The organism is Streptomyces sp. NPDC001903 (assembly GCF_042891345.1).
GTDB lineage: Bacteria > Actinomycetota > Actinomycetes > Streptomycetales > Streptomycetaceae > Streptomyces.
On sequence record NZ_JBIASZ010000005.1, the window covers coordinates 71,215 to 87,515 of the forward strand.

The 16,301-nt window shown below is 71.5% G+C and carries 15 protein-coding genes and 1 tRNA gene; 13 read left to right on the forward strand and 3 right to left on the reverse strand.

From position 1 onward, the window contains the following. Window positions 1-121: 121 nt before the first annotated feature. From ACFYZS_RS12800 to ACFYZS_RS12830, 7 genes are read left to right on the forward strand one after another with little or no spacing between them, the layout of a single operon-like run. Window positions 122-640, forward strand: a complete 519-nt coding sequence (locus ACFYZS_RS12800; protein ID WP_389010415.1) for a DUF2563 family protein — start codon at window positions 122-124, stop codon at window positions 638-640. Beyond that, the gene (locus ACFYZS_RS12805) at window positions 640-2,085 is read left to right on the forward strand and encodes a WXG100 family type VII secretion target (RefSeq protein ID WP_389010418.1); all 1,446 of its coding nucleotides are present in this window, start codon (window positions 640-642) and stop codon (window positions 2,083-2,085) included. The genes ACFYZS_RS12800 and ACFYZS_RS12805 overlap by 1 nt, the downstream gene beginning before the upstream one ends. Before the next feature lie 21 nt (window positions 2,086-2,106). Then, entirely contained in the window at window positions 2,107-3,285 is a 1,179-nt protein-coding gene (mycP, locus tag ACFYZS_RS12810; RefSeq protein ID WP_389010421.1) for a type VII secretion-associated serine protease mycosin, read from the forward strand. Window positions 3,286-3,294: 9 nt separating this feature from the next. Beyond that, window positions 3,295-4,524 (forward strand): type VII secretion-associated serine protease mycosin, encoded by a 1,230-nt coding sequence (gene mycP, locus ACFYZS_RS12815; protein ID WP_389010424.1) that lies wholly within the window; start codon window positions 3,295-3,297, stop codon window positions 4,522-4,524. Window positions 4,525-4,549: 25 nt separating this feature from the next. Further along, window positions 4,550-4,975 carry a hypothetical protein gene (locus tag ACFYZS_RS12820; RefSeq protein ID WP_389010427.1) on the forward strand — a complete coding sequence of 142 codons (426 nt, stop codon included), beginning with the start codon at window positions 4,550-4,552 and terminating at the stop codon, window positions 4,973-4,975. Between the two features lie 11 nt (window positions 4,976-4,986). Continuing rightward, on the forward strand, window positions 4,987-7,296 hold the full coding sequence (locus ACFYZS_RS12825) for a hypothetical protein (RefSeq protein ID WP_389010430.1): 2,310 nt from the start codon (window positions 4,987-4,989) through the stop codon (window positions 7,294-7,296). Beyond that, the gene (locus tag ACFYZS_RS12830; protein ID WP_389010433.1) at window positions 7,296-7,841 is read left to right on the forward strand and encodes a hypothetical protein; all 546 of its coding nucleotides are present in this window, start codon (window positions 7,296-7,298) and stop codon (window positions 7,839-7,841) included. Before ACFYZS_RS12825 ends, ACFYZS_RS12830 begins: the two co-directional genes overlap by 1 nt. A gap of 62 nt (window positions 7,842-7,903) precedes the next feature. Here the strand turns inward: ACFYZS_RS12830 and ACFYZS_RS12835 are convergent. Further along, window positions 7,904-7,975, reverse strand: a tRNA-Cys gene (locus ACFYZS_RS12835). Window positions 7,976-8,156: 181 nt separating this feature from the next. Between ACFYZS_RS12835 and ACFYZS_RS12840 the strand changes: the two genes are divergently transcribed. The 6 genes from ACFYZS_RS12840 to ACFYZS_RS12865 all read left to right on the forward strand — a co-directional run bounded on the left by ACFYZS_RS12840 (window position 8,157) and on the right by ACFYZS_RS12865 (window position 14,324). Beyond that, the gene (locus ACFYZS_RS12840; RefSeq protein ID WP_389010435.1) at window positions 8,157-9,701 is read left to right on the forward strand and encodes an MFS transporter; all 1,545 of its coding nucleotides are present in this window, start codon (window positions 8,157-8,159) and stop codon (window positions 9,699-9,701) included. A 111-nt stretch (window positions 9,702-9,812) separates the two neighbouring features. Further along, on the forward strand, window positions 9,813-10,013 hold the full coding sequence (locus tag ACFYZS_RS12845; protein ID WP_389010438.1) for a hypothetical protein: 201 nt from the start codon (window positions 9,813-9,815) through the stop codon (window positions 10,011-10,013). Next, window positions 10,010-10,393 (forward strand): type II toxin-antitoxin system death-on-curing family toxin, encoded by a 384-nt coding sequence (locus ACFYZS_RS12850; protein WP_389010441.1) that lies wholly within the window; start codon window positions 10,010-10,012, stop codon window positions 10,391-10,393. The genes ACFYZS_RS12845 and ACFYZS_RS12850 overlap by 4 nt, the downstream gene beginning before the upstream one ends. 116 nt (window positions 10,394-10,509) lie before the next feature. After that, window positions 10,510-12,294 carry a DEAD/DEAH box helicase gene (locus tag ACFYZS_RS12855; protein WP_359175069.1) on the forward strand — a complete coding sequence of 595 codons (1,785 nt, stop codon included), beginning with the start codon at window positions 10,510-10,512 and terminating at the stop codon, window positions 12,292-12,294. A 417-nt stretch (window positions 12,295-12,711) separates the two neighbouring features. After that, a complete protein-coding gene (locus tag ACFYZS_RS12860; protein ID WP_030158675.1) occupies window positions 12,712-13,353 on the forward strand; it encodes an IclR family transcriptional regulator in 642 nt (213 codons plus the stop codon). 173 nt (window positions 13,354-13,526) lie between these two features. After that, entirely contained in the window at window positions 13,527-14,324 is a 798-nt protein-coding gene (locus ACFYZS_RS12865) for a PDZ domain-containing protein (protein ID WP_389010445.1), read from the forward strand. Here ACFYZS_RS12865 and ACFYZS_RS12870 read toward each other — a convergent pair. Continuing rightward, on the reverse strand, window positions 14,254-15,564 hold the full coding sequence (locus ACFYZS_RS12870; protein WP_389010448.1) for an MFS transporter: 1,311 nt from the start codon (window positions 15,562-15,564) through the stop codon (window positions 14,254-14,256). The genes ACFYZS_RS12865 and ACFYZS_RS12870 overlap by 71 nt on opposite strands. A gap of 101 nt (window positions 15,565-15,665) precedes the next feature. Beyond that, complete coding sequence (locus ACFYZS_RS12875) at window positions 15,666-16,280, reverse strand: ArsR/SmtB family transcription factor (RefSeq protein ID WP_389010451.1); 615 nt, start codon at window positions 16,278-16,280, stop codon at window positions 15,666-15,668. Window positions 16,281-16,301: the final 21 nt, after the last annotated feature.

Below are 16,301 nucleotides of genomic sequence, written 5' to 3' on the forward strand. Positions count from 1 at the left end.
GGTTGGGACTGTCGGCACCGGTCGCTAGAGTGATCGGCAAGACGTAAAGCGGTGCGAACGGGGAGGGGCCGCGGCGGAAACGCCGCGACCCCGGGGATTACGGGGAGTCGGGGAGGCCATCGTGGCAGAGGAGAAGGCACCGGACGCGCTGGTGGGGCTGGGCGGCCTCGGTTCGGGTCTGGCGGACGCGATCATGACGCAGGCGAGGGCGCTTGAGGTCGAGTTCGAGTCGATGAAGGACTTCAAGAACCGGGTCGACGACCTCCTGGACAAGCTCGACGGCTCCCAGGCGGACGACAAGAAGCTGGCCCACGGCACCCTGCCCGATGGGGCGTTGGGCCACGGCTTCGGAGAGGCGGAAGCCCTCCACAAGACGTACTCGACGGTGCACACGCAGCTGCAGAACCTGTCGAAGGGCCTGGCGGGGCAGATCGAGGCCCTGGGCATCGCGATCCTGACGGCGGGCAAGGGCTACGGCGGGGTCGACGCGGAGACGGAGGCGCGGATGCGCGCCATCGTCGCGCAGGCGAAGAAGGACTACGTTCCTGACCGCGACCCGCTGGTCAAGGAGAAGGAAAAGGAGAAGGCGGCGCAGCCGGCTCCGACGGGCGAGCGCAAGGACGGGAGGACCAAGCTCTAATGGCGACGAACTTCGAGGGCTACACGCACCAGCAGCTGCTCGCCATGATCGCTTCTCTTGACGCGGAGACGGTCAAGACTCGCGGCACGCAGCTGACGGAGGCGGCCAAGACGATCAAGGAGATCGGCGAGAGCCTCAAGAAGCACCGTGTGAAGGGCTGGGAGGGCGAGGCCGCCACGGCGTTCGAGAACTGGGTCGGCCAGACGGGCAGCGCGACGCTGCGGCTGGGCGACTACAGCGAGGCCGGCGGCAAGTGGATGACCGAGGCCGCGCAGACCATGGTCGAGGTCAAGAAGAACATGCCGGCGTACGACGCGGACGCCGCGGCCAACCTCAAGGCGGCCCATGACTTCCACAACGACCCGGACGCCCAGAAGATGGGCCAGGAGGCCCACGCGAAGCTGAACGGCGACCACCAGAAGGCGGTCGACGCCCTGACGAAGCTGGCCGGCTCGTACGACCAGTCGACGACGCAGATGGGCAAGGCGGAAATCCCGACGTTCCCGCCGCCGCCGGGTGAGTTCACGCCATCGAATTACAACGATGGGGTGGACATGGAACGGGGTGGAGGGGCAGGCGGAGCGACTGGTTCGTCGCACGGGTCGTCCTACTCGCCGAGCAGTCCGTCCCCTTCGAACCCGACCGGAGACGTCCCCGGTCATCAGCGGGACACCACTCTGCCATCGCCGACCGGACCCACAACGCCCGTACCCAGGCTCCCGGACCAGGACGTCAACGTGGACCTCAACCACGTTTCGACGCTTCCCGACAAGACCCTTCCGCCGGTCACGGGGCTGCCCACCGTTCCCGGGCCGAGTCCGACCACTGGTGGCACCCCTCCGGTGTTCACACCCCCCGTCGCCCTCCCGCCCATCGGTGCGCCGAGCCCGGTTGGCGGCGGACCTGGCGGTAAGTTCCAGGTCGCGACCCCGCCCCTCGGCAAGGTCAGTGGCACCGGCGGCCTTCTGCCGCGCGACACGGGGATCATGGGCGGTCGCCCGGTGACCACCAATGGGCCCAGTGCGGGTATCCCGCGCGGCACGGTGATCGGCCAGGAAGGCGGCGGCCAGCAGGGACTCGGTCGCGGCATGGGCGGCGGAATGCACCCGGGAGGCGGGGGCGGTCCCCACGGCGGCGGCCCGGGTGGTTCCGCGATGGGCCGTAGGCTCGCCATGGAGCCCGGCGGTGTCGTCGGCGGGCGTCAGTCCGCCCCGATCGGCCGTCCGACCACGGGAGGCCAGCCGTTCACGCAGGGCGGCTCGGGGCTCGTACGCAATGGCTCCGGGGCCGGTTCAGCCCGCGGCGCTATGGGGCATGCGGGTGCGGGCCTCCACGCTCCGGGCAACCGGCGTGACCAGCAGGGCGGTGAGCGCCCCGACTACCTGGCCGAAGACGAAGAGACCTGGCAGAGCAACGATCGCGTTGTTCCGCCGGTGGTCGACTGAGCAGAACGGACGTTGCACGGGATGCGCATGCGCAAGGCGACCGCGGCCCTGGCTGGCCTCCTGCTGGCCGGGGTCGCCGCGACCCCGGCCCAGGCGGCGACCATTCGGTCGCAGCAATGGCATCTCGACGCCATGAAGGCCGACGACATCTGGAAGATCAGTACCGGCAAGGGCATCACCGTGGCGGTGATCGACACCGGTGTCGGTTCTATTCCGGAACTCGAAGGGCAAGTTCTGCCCGGCAAGAGCTTTGATCCCGCCAAGGCCGAGGGCGACGGGCGAGATGACTACGACGGTCACGGCACGAGTATGGCTGCGCTGATCGCCGGTACAGGGAAGCACCCGAGTGGTGATGGCGCCTACGGACTCGCTCCCGGGGTCAAGATCCTTCCGATCCGAGTGCCCAACGTGCTGGAAGGGGATGCGACCCCTTCCTGGGTCGCCGCGATCCGGTTTGCGGCCGACTCGGAAGCCAAGGTAATCAATATCTCCCAGGGGCGACCGGGGACAGCAGAAGACGATCGGGCGCGTGCTGAAGCGGTGAAGTACGCGCTTTCAAAAGGCAAGCTGATCTTCGCTGCCGTCGGGAATGAGGGAGACACCCTCAACAGAGTCAACTATCCAGCTGCAACGCCCGGAGTTGTCGGCGTCGGCGCGGTGGACGCCGACGGCGTCGCGACCAAGGAGTCGGAGCACGGCCCCCAGGTAGACCTTTCTGCACCGGGTATCGACATGGTCTCGGGGTGCGCGGGTAAGACAGGGCTGTGCAAAACACACGGCACCAGTGACGCATCGGCCCTCGCCTCGGCCTCGGCCGCGCTGCTCTGGTCCGCTCACCCCGACTGGACCAACAACCAGGTGCTCCGGGTCCTGCTGAACACGGCCGGCAAGCCCGATGACGGTCCGCGGAACGACTACGTCGGGTACGGCGCGGTGCGGCCGCGGATCGCCGTGCCCACGCCCGGTGACCCCGGACCCGCCGACGTGTATCCGCTTCCCGACCTCGCGGCGGCGGACGCGAAGAACGCGCCCTCCCCGTCGGCCGGCGGCAAGAAGCCCGAGTCGGGTGCGCCCCAGGACGCGGCCGAGGCCAAGGAGGACGGCGGAAGTCCCGTCCTCTGGATCGGGCTCGGGCTCGGCGCCTGCGTGCTCATCGGCGGAGCCGTGACGGCGGTCGTCGTGCGGCGCAGGAACGCCTGACGGCGGTCCGTGCGGCCGCCTCGGACGACCTCGGCCCTGGTCGGCCTCCTGCTGGCCGGGGCCGCCGCGGCCCCGGCCGCCCACGCCCACACGGCTCGGCCGGAGCAATGGCATCTCGATGCCATGAAGGCCCGGGACGTCTGGAAACTCGGCACCGGCCAAGGCGTCACCGTCGCCGTCATCGACACCGGCGTCGCCAGGATCCCCGAGCTCGACGGCCAAGTGGTCCGGGGCAAGGACTTCTCCCACGGCTACGAGGGCGACGAACGCACCGACTACGGCAAGCACGGCACCGGCATCGCCGCACTGATCGCCGGTACGGGCAGGCGTCCCTCGGGCGACGGGGCGTACGGGCTGGCACCCGGGGCCAAGATCCTTCCGCTCCGGGTCTCCGAGGGCGGTGGGAACCTCCGCCTCCATCAGTCGATCGCCGAAGCGATCCGCTTCGCCGCGGACTCCGAAGCCAAGGTCCTGAACATCTCCTTCGGCGGCCCGGGCAGGAGCGCGGAACTCGACGCCGCCGTCCGGTACGCCCTGGACCACGGCAAGCTCGTCTTCTCCTCCGTCGGCAACGACGGGGAGGGGCCCAACGAGGTCATGTACCCCTCCGGCTCGCCCGGAGTGGTCGGTGTCTCCGCCGTCGACCACTCCGGTGCCGCGACCCAGGAGTCCCAGCACGGCCCTCAGGTGGACCTGTCAGCCCCCGGCGTCGACATCGCCACCGGCTGCGCCGATGAATCCGAGCTCGACTCCGCCCCCGCCCCCGGCCCCGACTCCGGGCTCTGCGTCAGCCACGGCACCAGCGAGGCCACCGCCCTCGTCTCCGCCTCCGCCGCCCTGCTCTGGTCCGCCCACCCCGGCTGGACCGGCAACCAGGTACTCCGCGTCCTGCTGAACACGGCCGAAAAGCCGGACCCCGGCCCCGACCCCGGCCCCGGCATCCAGCACGACGACCACCTCGGCTACGGAGTCGTCAGCCCCGTCCGCGCGCTGACCACCCCCGGTGACCCCGGTCCCGCGGACGTCCACCCGCTCCCTGACCTCGGCTCGGCCGAAGGGATACCATCTCCAGCCCCGGGCCGGCCCGGATCCGTACCGGCTCCGGTGTCCGCGTCGCACGTACAGAACAAGGCGAACAACGGCGGCAGGTTCCTTCCCTGGATCGTCCTCGGCATGGGAGCCTGCCTGCTCGTGGCCGGGGCCGTAACCACATGCGCACATCAGCGTGTTAGAGGCTGATGTGACACAAGGAGGAATGCACGCGATGTCGTTCGACGAGGAATGGTCGGCGGCGCGCGCCACGGCCGCTGCCAACGTCTCCATGCGGCTCAACCACGTACCGGTCGAGCCCGGCGGCGGCGGTGGCGGCGGTGACCTGGAGCTCAACCAGGACCACATCGGTGCCATCGGCACCGAGGCGTACAAGCTGCACTCGCGGCTCCAGACGGACGGCAAGCACGCCGCCTCCGCCACCGGCGAGGCCGCGGCGGCGCTCACCAAGGAGAGCTTCGCCAGCGGGGCGGCGCTGCTGAGGCTCAACACCATGTGGGAGAGCCAGGTGAAGACCCTCGTGGCCGCCTGTGCGAACGTCTCCAACGGGCTCAACTACTCGCTCTCCTCCCACGCCAAGGAAGAGCAGCAGTTGCACGCCGACTTCACCACGTCCGCGATCGACAAGTACCTGAAGTAGGCGGCGCTCCCATGCTGACGTACGAGAACGTCATGAACGCTCCCCTGGACAAGCTCCAGACGGCGGTCACGGACTGGAAGGCCATGGCCGACAAGCTGGACGAGATGGCCGAGGCCGCTCGGGGCGGCATGAAGGCCAAGGCCGACAAGGCCGAGTGGAGCGGGGTCACCGCGGGCGTCGGGCGGGCGTTCGTCGACAAGACGGCCAAGGAGTTCGAGGACGCGGCCAAAGAGGCCAAGGGCGTCCACCAGCTCCTCAGCGACGGCCACACCACCCTCAAGACGGCCCGGGACGCGCTCAAGAAGGCCGCCGACGAGGAGATCCCGGCCGCCGGGTTCCGCGTGGACGCGGCCGGCAAGGTCTCGATCGTCCCGATGGACCCGAAGACCGAGTACGCGGCCCGGCACGACCCGGACTACGCCGAGTTCAAGCGCAAGCAGGAGGAGAACCGCAAGGCCTGGCAGGCGAGGGTGGACCGGCTCGTCGAGGACTGCGCGGACGCCGACGACTCCTTGGTGCGCGCGCTGCGCGCGAACGTCTCGGACGACCACGACTTCACCGCGCCGAAGTACACGACCCTGGACGGCGAACAGGCCGACCGGGCGGCCGAGCTGATGAAGAAGCTCAGCAAGGAGCCGGGCGGCGTGGCCCGCGACCCCGGGGCGCTGCGCGAGCTGGAGGACCTGCTCGACGACAACCGCAACGAGGCCGACTTCTCGACGGACTTCTACCGCAAGCTCGGCCCCGAGGGCACGCTCGAGGCGTACGCGAAGCTGTCCATCGACGCGTCGACCCTGGGCGAGGCCGGCAAGGACCGCCTGGCGATGGTCGGCAACATCCAGAACGACATGGGCGCGATGCTGGGGCTCGCCACCCAGAAGAGCTCGCCCGGCTACCTGGATGCGGCGTGGACCACCGGCCTGATGAAGGCCGGTCGCAAGGAGATGCAGGTCACCGGCGATCTGACCAGCAAGATCTACGGGTACCAGGCGCTGGGCGCGCTGCTCCACGAGGGCAAGTACGACAAGGACTTCCTGACCTCGGTCGGCCGCGACATGGTCGCGTTCGACCGCGAGAACCCGAAGGCCTGGGAGCACGGCTCTCCGTACGACCCGAAGACGGTGCTCAGCCAGGGCAAGGACGGCAGCCGCGGCTTCTACCCGCTGACGGGCCTGATGGACGCGATGTCCCACAACCCCGACGCGGCGACGGCCTTCTTCAACGAGCCGGTCCGCCAGGACAGCAACGGCGACGGCATCGTCACGACGGCCGACAAGCCCGTGTCCGGCCAGCACGGCAAGGCGCGGGGCATGGTCGACTACATGCTCGACAAGGAGTCCTGGGCGGACGCCTTCGACCGGACGCCCACCCACCCCTACGGCGAAGCGGGCCCGGCCCAGGAGGCCCTCGGCGGCGCCCTGGAAGCTGCCGTCTCGGGCCGCGTACCGGGCGACGACGACGCGAAGCCCGTCCCGCACACCAAGGAAATGACGTCGATCATGGAACGCGTCGTCGAAAAGATCGGCGATGAGCCGGAACTGATCGCGGCGAAGCCGGGCGAGCCTGACGGTCGACTGAAGGCAATGGCCGGCCACTTCGGTCAGATGGCCGCCGAATACATGCCTGACATCCAGGCTTCGGCGGAGAACGGCAGCGGGATGATCAAGGCCAATGGGGTGATGGCCGAGTTCCACAAGGCCGACATGGCGGCCTTCATCGGAGCGGTGGGCCAGGACCCGGATGCGTACGGTGCCATGACCGTCTCCCAGCGCGCCTTCACGACCACGCTCGTCAACGACGTCATCGCGCATCGAGCCGAGTACGACGACGTGGACGCGGCGATCAAGAGTGCCGTCCACCCGGGCGGTCAGGTCGCCGGAATCCTGTCGGAGGCGAGGGCTGAGGGCGCGTTCGCCGAGAACGGCCACAAGCAGGAGGAGTACGTAAAGGGCGTCGAGGACAACGCCAAGTGGGTCAACCGCGCCATCAGTGCGGCGGGCGGCAAGTACCTGGAAATGGTTCCGCTGGCCGGGGACGTCGTCGAGTGGCTCCAGGAGGACATCACGGAAGGTGTGGTCGAGCGGGCGACGAAGGACGAGGCCAAGAAGATCGGCGAGGCCGACCACAAGGCGGTGATCGACTACACCGACGCGCAGCAGGAAGCCGGACTGTCGGCGGCGCAGTCCGTCCGGAAAGCGGCCGAGGGAACAGGTATGAGCCAGAGGACCATAGATGCCCTCGCAGGTGTGGCGTCGACCGAGACGGCGAACGCCCATGCGGTCGGCCGCGGCCAGGTCGCGACGTCCAACGGTGGATCTTGATGCACGTCAACCGCACCGTCCGCTCGCTGGCCCTGGCGCCGGTGACCCTTGCCGTCCTGGCCGGCTGCACCGGGGGGAGTGAAGCCGCTGCCCCAAAGCTGCCCGAGCGCACCTGTTTCGGTGTCTTCACCCGATCCGACCTGGAGCCCTTGATGGGCAACGGCCAGGAGGTGAAGGAGTCGGGTCCTGCCGAAATGCAGCTGAACGCGTACCGCCGGACCGCCACGTGCAACGTCGCTGTGGACGGCGAGGGCCGTTTCCTCGCCTCCGCGACGCGCCAACCCCTGGAGCAGAGCTTCTTCTGGAACGCCCAGCTGATCAAGCCGCCGGCGGACACGCTGCCCCTGGGCGACAAGGGCATCGTGTACGACACCGGGGCTCGGGTACTCCTCATCTGCAAGGGGAGCCAGGACACCTTTCAGGTCGAGCTGTCGCTCAGCGGCTCCACCGACCAGGTCGAGAAAGGCGGCTCCCGCCCACTGTTCACCCGGCTCATGAAGAAGTTCGTCGACGCGGGCAAGCAGCAGACGCAGTGCGGGGTCTAGCCGGCGCACCGTGCTGGGCAAAGAGAAGGCCGCTCAGAGTGTTTCTGAGCGGCCTTCGGGAGAAGCCGTGGCGGGAATTGAACCCGCGTGCCTCGCTTTGCAGGCGAGTCCCTCAACCACTCGGGCACACGGCTGTGGGGTGGTTATGGGTGTGACCGTACGGGCTGTCGGGCGGGGTGGGGAAGGCGGGCGCGGGGGGTGCAATGTGATTGCCATGCTGCGTTCACGGGGCAGGGGGCCTAGGTCCGGGGGACCAGAGGGGGATAGGTCCAATTGACAGGGGCGTAGCTGGGGAGCGGGGCTTACTCTGGGGCGATGAGTGCCCTTGAAGACCGTGTGTCGCAGAGCAGTGTGCCGGTCCCGGCGGAGCCGGAGGGCGGGATTCTGGGGTCCGCGTACCGGGCGCTCAGCATCGGGATCATCTCCGTCGTCTTCCTCATCGCCTTCGAGGCGACCGCCGTCGGGACGGCCATGCCCGTCGCCGCGCGCGAGCTGGACGGGATCGGGCTCTACGCCTTCGGCTTCTCCGCCTACTTCACCACCAGCCTCTTCGGGATGGTCCTGGCCGGCCAGTGGGCCGACAGGAAGGGGCCGCTCTGGCCCCTGACCGTCGGGATCGGCGCCTTCGCCGCCGGGCTGCTGCTCGCCGGGACCGCCACCGTCATGTGGGTGTTCGTGCTCGGGCGGGCCGTGCAGGGGTTCGGAGGCGGGCTGGTCATCGTCGCGCTGTACGTGGTGGTGAGCCGGGCCTACGAGGAGCGGCTGCGGCCCGCGATCATGGCCGCCTTCGCGGCGAGCTGGGTGGTGCCGTCCATCGTCGGGCCGCTGGCCTCGGGGGCCGTCACCGAGCACCTCGGCTGGCGCTGGGTGTTCGTCGGGATACCGGTCCTCGTGGTCGTACCGCTCGTCGTCGCGCTGCCCGCCATACGGCGCACCGCGGCCGGGCCGGTCGATCCGGACGCGCCGCCCGCGGCCTTCGACGGGCGGCGGATCCGGCTCGCGTTCGGGATCTCCGCCGGGGCGGCGCTGTTGCAGTACGCCGCCCAGGACCTCCGGTGGCTGTCGCTGCTGCCGGCCGCCGCGGGGGCGGGGCTGCTGGTGCCGGCCGTACGGGGGCTGCTGCCGCGCGGTACGTACCTGGCCCGGCGCGGGCTGCCTTCGGTGGTACTGCTGCGCGGGGTGGCGGCGGGGTCCTTCATCGCGGCGGAGAGCTTCGTACCGCTGATGCTGGTCACCCAGCGGGGGCTGAGCCCGACGCTGGCCGGTTTCTCGCTGGCGGCGGGCGGGGTGACCTGGGCGGGCGGCTCGTGGCTGCAGTCCAAGGGGCGGATGGCGCCGTACCGGGCGCGGCTCATGGTGGTGGGGATGGTGCTGGTGGCCTTCGCCATCGCGGCCGCGCCGGCGGTGCTGATCGAGTCCGTGCCGGTGTGGACGACGGCGGTCGCCTGGGCGGTGGGGTGCCTGGGGATGGGGCTGGTGACCGCTTCGACGAGCGTGCTGCTGCTGGAGCTGTCGGCGCCGGAGGAGGCGGGAGCCAATTCGGCCTCGCTGCAGATCTCGGACGCGCTGGCCAACGTGGTGCTGCTGGCGGCGGGGGGCGCGGCGTTCGCCGCGCTCGGCGGGGGAGCGGTGGGGGCCGCGCACTCCGTCGCCGCCGAGGGGGCGGCCTCGGGTTCGCACCCCGCCGCGTTCGCCGTGGTCTTCCTGCCGATGGCCTGTGTGGCGCTGGTGGGGGCGTGGGTCGCGACCCGGCTGTACGTGGACGGCCCGAAGCCGGGGCAGCAGCCGGGGCAGCAGCCGAGGCAGCAGCCGGATCCGGGGTCGGAGCCTGGCCCGGAGCCGGCGGCCGCCCGGGCGTGAGCGGGCCGGAGCCGGGCCCCGGGCCGGAGCCGGGCCCGCACGGTCGGCGCCCGCACCGCCGGGCCCGAAAAGGTGGTGAGGCGCGGGGGAGCCGGTGCGTACGCTGCGGGGATGGAGAGCTTGATCATTCGGCTTGAGGGCGGCGACCTGGCCGAGCTTGCCGATCTCGCCGATGCGACCGGGCGGTCCCCCGAGGACGTCGCGCGGGACGCCGTGCTGCAGTACCTGCGGAACGAGCGGGCGCAGGTCGCGGCCGCGGCCTCGCGGTTGGCGCAGCGGCACGACGCGCTGCTGAAGCGGCTCGGCCAGTGAGCCGCGACGTGCGGCACCTGACCCTTGCCGAGGTGCTCGACCTGGCCCGCCTCGCCTGCCTGGAGCAGCGCGTCGAGCTGCGCGCCCCCGGGCTGCTGGAGTCCGCCGTGCACCGGCCGCGGGCGCGCATGTTCGGGACGCCCGCGTACGAGGACCCGTACGAGCAGGCCGCCGCGCTGCTGCACGGGATCGCGATCAACCACCCCCTCGTCGACGGGAACAAGCGGACGGCCTGGCTCGCCGCCGCGACCTTCCTGGCCGCGAACGGCATCGACCTCGCCGACGCCGACCAGGACGCCGCGTACGACCTGGTCATCGACGTCGCCGCCGGCGCCGAGGCCGATGTCGCCCGCATCGCCGGGCGGTTGCGCCGGATGTGACGCTCGCCGCACCCGCCGAGGTCACGGGCCTGTCCCTCCCCGGGCGGCCTGCCGGCCCCGGTAGGGTGGCCCGGTTGTCCTACGTACGACCGCCGCCGAGAGCCGAACCGGAGACCGTGACTACTACCGCCTCCCACCACCTCTCACCCGCCTTCCCCGGCCGTGCCCCCTGGGGTACCGCCAGCAAGCTGCGCGCCTGGCAGCAGGGTGCACTGGACCGGTACATCCAGACCCAGCCCCGCGACTTCCTCGCGGTCGCCACGCCCGGCGCGGGCAAGACGACCTTCGCGCTGACGCTCGCGTCCTGGCTGCTGCACCACCACGTCGTGCAGCAGGTGACCGTCGTCGCGCCGACCGAGCACCTGAAGAAGCAGTGGGCCGAGGCCGCCGCCCGGATAGGCATCCGGCTGGACCCGGAGTACTCCGCCGGGCCGCTGAGCAAGGACTACCACGGGGTCGCCGTCACGTACGCGGGTGTGGGCGTGCGGCCGATGCTGCACCGCAACCGCTGCGAGCAGCGCAAGACGCTGGTCATCCTCGACGAGATCCACCACGCCGGTGACTCGAAGTCCTGGGGCGAGGCCTGCCTGGAGGCCTTCGACCCGGCGACCCGCCGGCTCGCGCTGACCGGTACGCCCTTCCGGTCCGACACCAACCCCATTCCCTTCGTCACGTACGAGGAGGGGAACGACGGGATCCGGCGGTCCTCCGCCGACTACACCTACGGATACGGGAACGCGCTGGGCGACGGCGTCGTCCGGCCCGTGATCTTCCTGTCCTACAGCGGCAACATGCGCTGGCGCACCAAGGCCGGCGACGAGATCGCCGCCCGCCTCGGCGAGCCGATGACCAAGGACGCCATCTCCCAGGCCTGGCGCACGGCGCTGGACCCGCGCGGCGACTGGATGCCGAACGTGCTGCGCGCCGCCGACCAGCGGCTGACCGAGGTCCGCAAGGGCATCCCGGACGCGGGCGGCCTCGTCATCGCCTCCGACCAGGACTCGGCGCGCGCCTACGCCAAGCTGATCCGCGAGATCACCGGCACCAAGGCCACCCTCGTCCTCTCCGACGACACCGGCGCGTCGAAGAACATCGACACCTTCAGCGGGAACGACGACCGCTGGATGGTCGCCGTCCGCATGGTGTCCGAGGGCGTCGACGTCCCGCGCCTCGCGGTGGGCGTGTACGCGACGACGATCTCCACCCCGCTGTTCTTCGCGCAGGCCGTCGGACGTTTCGTCCGGTCGCGCAGGCGCGGCGAGACGGCCTCCGTGTTCCTGCCGACCATCCCCTATCTCCTGGGCTTCGCCAACGAGATGGAGGTCGAACGCGACCACGTCCTCGACAAGCCCAAGAAGAAGGGCGAGGAGGACCCGTACGCCGAGTCCGAGAAGGAGATGGACGAGGCGAACCGGCAGGAGGACGAGGACACCGGCGAGGACGAGCAGATGTCCTTCGAGGCGCTGGAGTCCGACGCCGTCTTCGACCGGGTGCTGTACGACGGCGCCGAGTTCGGCATGCAGGCGCACCCGGGCAGCGAGGAGGAGCAGGACTACCTCGGCATCCCGGGGCTGCTGGAGCCGGACCAGGTGCAGATGCTGCTCCAGAAGCGGCAGTCGCGGCAGATCGCGCACAGCCGTCGCAAGCCGGACGCGGAGGCGGACCTGCTGGAGCTGCCGGCCGAGCGCCGGCCGGTGGTCTCGCACAAGGAGCTGCTGGAACTGCGGAAGTCGCTGAACACGATGGTGGGCGCGTACGTCCACCAGAGCGGCAAGCCGCACGGGGTGATCCACACCGAGCTGCGCCGCGTGTGCGGCGGGCCGCCGAGCGCGGAGGCGACGGCGGGGCAGCTGCGGGAGCGGATCAAGAAGGTGCAGGAGTGGGCCACCCGGATGCGGTGACCCCGGCCACCGTTCGTACGGACCGGGAAGCGGGCGCGGTGCGGAGCTTCCTACGGGGGCGCCGTCACGCTCCGTGTCCGGACCCGGGGCCTGGGCCGGCGGCGCCCGGGGCCCGCGACCCCCGGTCCGGGTCGGCCGATCGCACAGGCGCCACCGGTCGGCCGGGGTGACGAATCGACTCCGCCGGCGATCGCCAACCGGCACAAAGGGGTAGTTGGCGCCCGGATTCTGGACGAGCCCTTCCGCTGAGCGGACCCGCTCGCTAATGTCCCCGCATCGAACGCCCCGTGGCAGAGCCGCCGCGGGAGCGCAGCCGGTGCCATGGCCGCTACCGGCGGCCTCTCGTGCGTCGCCGTGGGACCGGCGCCGCATACACCCCGAGAGTCACCGCCGCTCACCGAGAGAGGGAGAGGCGTCGTGACCGCGGAAACCTCCCAGACTCTGGACCGAGGACTCAGAGTCCTCAAACTGCTCGCCGACACCGACCACGGTCTGACCGTCACCGAGCTCTCCAACCGCCTCGGTGTGAACCGCACCGTGGTCTACCGCCTGTTGGCCACACTCGAGCAGCACGCCCTGGTCCGCCGCGACCTCGGCGGCCGGGCCCGCGTCGGGCTCGGCGTACTGAGGCTCGGGCGGCAGGTGCATCCGCTCGTACGCGAGGCGGCCCTGCCCGCGCTGCGGTCCCTCGCCGAGGACATAGGAGCCACCGCGCACCTGACCCTCGTCGACGGCACCGAGGCGCTCGCCGTGGCCGTCGTCGAGCCCACCTGGACCGACTACCACGTGGCCTACCGGGCCGGCTTCCGCCACCCGCTGGACCGGGGGGCGGCCGGCCGGGCCATTCTGGCCGCCCGTCAGGGCACGCTCACCGAGCCCGGGTACACGCTGACCCACGGGGAGCTCGAAGCGGGCGCCAGCGGAGCGGCGGCGCCGCTCGTGGGCATCACGGGGCTGGAGGGCAGCGTGGGCGTCGTGATGCTGGCCGACGCCGTGCCGGAGCGGGTCGGCCCGCGCGTCGTGGACGCGGCCCGAGAGGTGGCCGACGCCCTGCGCTGAGCCGTGCGTACGGGACGTACGCCGACACCCGACACCCGGCCCCTGGCCTCCGCCCGGACCGGGTGCGCTTGTGCGTGCCGCGGGGCGCGCGACGGCGGCGCGGGGGAGGCCGCACCGCCGCGTCCCGCACGGTGGGGCGCGGGGGCGGCGGGGGCGCCCGATACATTGGCCGGGTGCTCTCTCGCCTCACACGTCTGCCGCGTCCCGTCGCCCTGGCCGTCTGCGCCGTGCCCGTGCTCGGGCTGTTCGCCGTGGCGGCCTTCGCGCCGCTGCCCTTCGTGATCGCCCAGCCGGGCCTCACGGCCGACGTGCTCGGCGACCGCGACGGCAAGCCGGTCATCTCCGTGACGGGAGCCCCGACCCGGCAGACCACCGGCCAGCTCCGGATGACCACCATCCAGGCCACCGGTCCCTCCACCACCGTGACCCTGCCCGAGCTCGTCGACGACTGGTTCGACAGCACCCGGGCGGTCATGCCCAAGGAGGCGGTCTACCCCTCCGGCGGAAGCGACAAGGAGATCGAGGCGCACAACCTGGAGCAAATGGCCGCGTCGCAGTCCACGGCCACCCAGGCCGCCCTCGGCTTCCTCCACAAGGACCCGAAGGACGTGAAGGTCCAGCTGAACCTCGCCGACGTGGGCGGCCCCAGTGCCGGCCTGCTCTTCTCCCTCGGCATCGTCGACAAGCTCGACGGCGACGGCAGCGGCGGCGACCTCACCGGCGGCCGCACCATCGCCGGTACGGGCACCATCAGCGCGGACGGCAAGGTCGGCGCCGTCGGCGGCGTGGCCCTGAAGACCCAGGCCGCGCAGCGCGACGGGGCGAGCGTGTTCCTCGTACCGGAGGCGGAGTGCTCCGACGCGCAGTCCGAACTCCCCGAGGGGCTCCGGCTGATCCCCGTCAGTTCGCTGACGGACGCGGTGCAGGCGCTGCGTGCTCTGACCCGGGGGGAGCCGGTTCCGTCCTGCTGACCCCGGCGGACGCGCTCCGCGGTGGGCGCTCCATCGTGCGCCAGGCCGGGAAGACCAGCGGCGAGAGCGTCACCAGCAGGTACGTGCCGCCGAACAGCAGCAGTGCCCGCGTCGCCCCGAACCCGTCGACCAGCAGGCCCGCCGTGAGCCCGCCCAGCGGCATGGTCAGCTCGCAGCCCGCGGTGGTGACGCCCGAGACGCGGCTGCGCAGCTCCTCGGGGATCCGCTCGTAGACCACGGTGGTCAGGATCGGGTTGAGCATGCCCGCGCCCAGCCCGGACAGGGCCATCGTCACCGCGAGCGGCAGCGGGGTGTCGGTGAAGGCGGCGGCCGCGTACCGGGGTGCGCCGCACAGCAGGAAGGCCGCCGTGAACACCGCCCGGCGGGGGAACCGCTCGCCCCACACCCCGTAGAGCAGGGCGCCCAGCAGGGCGAAGCCGCCGAAGACGGAGACGAGCAGGCCGACGGCCGTGGCTCCGCCGAGGGCCTCGCGGCCGTGTACGGGGAGCAGTACGGCGGACCAGCCCTGGTCCAGGCCGTTGGTCATCATCACCATCAGGGTGATGCCCATCAGCAGCGGGGCGCGGGTCAGGAAGGTCCAGCCCTCGGCCAGTTCGGCCCGGTAGCCGGAGAAGGAGATCTTCCCGGCGGCCGGCTGCGGCTCGGCGGCGGGGACCCCGCGCAGGAAGGCGCCGACCAGCAGCGCCGAGACGGCGAAGGTGGCCGCGTCCAGCAGCAGGGCCGACTCGGCCCCGAAGGCCGCGATCAGTACGCCGGCCAGCGCGGCCCCGATCATCCGGGCTCCGCGCGAGACCGCGTCGTACAGGCTGGCCGCCCGGGTCAGCGGGGTGCCGGCGTGCTCGGCGAGGCTCGGCAGCAGGACGCCGCGGGCGGTCAGGCCCGGGGTGTGGACGAGGCCTCCGACGGCCATGAGCGCGCACAGCATCCAGAACTCCAGCACGCCCCCGTAGTGCAGCAGCGGGATCGAGCCGACCGAGACGGCGCAGACGAGGTCGGAGACGGCCGAGACCCGGCGGCGGCCGATCCGGTCGATGACCGGGCCGCCGACGAGCGCGGCGATGACCACGGGCAGGGTGGCGCAGAAGGCGACGACCCCGGCCCGGCCGGCGCTGCCCGTGGTCTGGAGCACGAACCACGGGACGCCGATCAGGGTGACGGAACTCCCGGCTATGGAGATGGTGTTGGCGGCCAGGACCGCCGCGAACGGCCGCCGGCTCATGCGGCGTGCGTCTCGGGTCGGATCTCGGCGGGCGTGAAGGCGTGCACGGCAGGACTCCTTCTTCTTCGGAATGCGAGACGGGGCGGGCGGTACGCGCCGGACTACCCGTCGGCGCGCGGGAACGCGTGCGTGTGGAAGCGGACCGTCGCGGTGCCCTCGGCGGGCGGCAGGTCGCGGTAGCCGTCGATCAACTCGTGCATCTTGTGGATGAGTTCGAGGCTCTGCGCGGGCGTCAGGCGCAACGTGAAGTCGCTGATGTCCGAGCCGCGCCGCCACTCCTGGGACCAGCCGTGGGCCGTGCCGAGCCAGGTGCTCATCTCCTGCGTGTGGATCGTCGCGATCTCGTGCAGGAAGAGGTCCGCAGCGCCGCGGGTCGCCGGGTCCTCGTCGTACAGCAGCTTCTCGTCGAAGCGGGTGCCGTCGTGGGCCGCCCGCCACCACCGCTCGCGGCCCTTGCCGTGCTCCGGCGCGTCCTCGACGAAGCCGTGCGCGGCGAGCTGGCGCAGGTGGTAGCTGGTGGAGCCGCTGGACTCACCGAGGCGCCCGGCCAGTTGGGAGGCGGTGGCCGGCCCGTCGTGGCGCAGCGCGGCCAGCATGCGGATGCGCAGCGGGTGGGCGAGGCCGCGCAGCGAGCGGGCGTCGAGCGTACGGACGTCGGGCTCTTCGGGTCCGGGCGCTTCGGGTCCGGGCTCTTCGGGGTTCGGCTCTTCGGGCATGGCTCGACCGTAGAGTTGCAA

Excerpts from the sequence above, each read along its gene's own strand:
- ACFYZS_RS12845 (WP_389010438.1), top strand. The coding sequence starts at position 9,813 with ATGGAGAGCTTGATCATTCGGCTTGAGGGCGGCGACCTGGCCGAGCTT.
- ACFYZS_RS12840 (WP_389010435.1), top strand. The coding sequence starts at position 8,157 with ATGAGTGCCCTTGAAGACCGTGTGTCGCAGAGCAGTGTGCCGGTCCCG.
- ACFYZS_RS12805 (WP_389010418.1), top strand. The coding sequence starts at position 640 with ATGGCGACGAACTTCGAGGGCTACACGCACCAGCAGCTGCTCGCCATG.
- ACFYZS_RS12830 (WP_389010433.1), top strand. The coding sequence starts at position 7,296 with ATGCACGTCAACCGCACCGTCCGCTCGCTGGCCCTGGCGCCGGTGACC.
- ACFYZS_RS12825 (WP_389010430.1), top strand. The coding sequence starts at position 4,987 with ATGCTGACGTACGAGAACGTCATGAACGCTCCCCTGGACAAGCTCCAG.
- ACFYZS_RS12875 (WP_389010451.1), bottom strand. The coding sequence starts at position 16,280 with ATGCCCGAAGAGCCGAACCCCGAAGAGCCCGGACCCGAAGCGCCCGGA.
- ACFYZS_RS12870 (WP_389010448.1), bottom strand. The coding sequence starts at position 15,564 with ATGAGCCGGCGGCCGTTCGCGGCGGTCCTGGCCGCCAACACCATCTCC.
- ACFYZS_RS12820 (WP_389010427.1), top strand. The coding sequence starts at position 4,550 with ATGTCGTTCGACGAGGAATGGTCGGCGGCGCGCGCCACGGCCGCTGCC.
- mycP (WP_389010421.1), top strand. The coding sequence starts at position 2,107 with ATGCGCATGCGCAAGGCGACCGCGGCCCTGGCTGGCCTCCTGCTGGCC.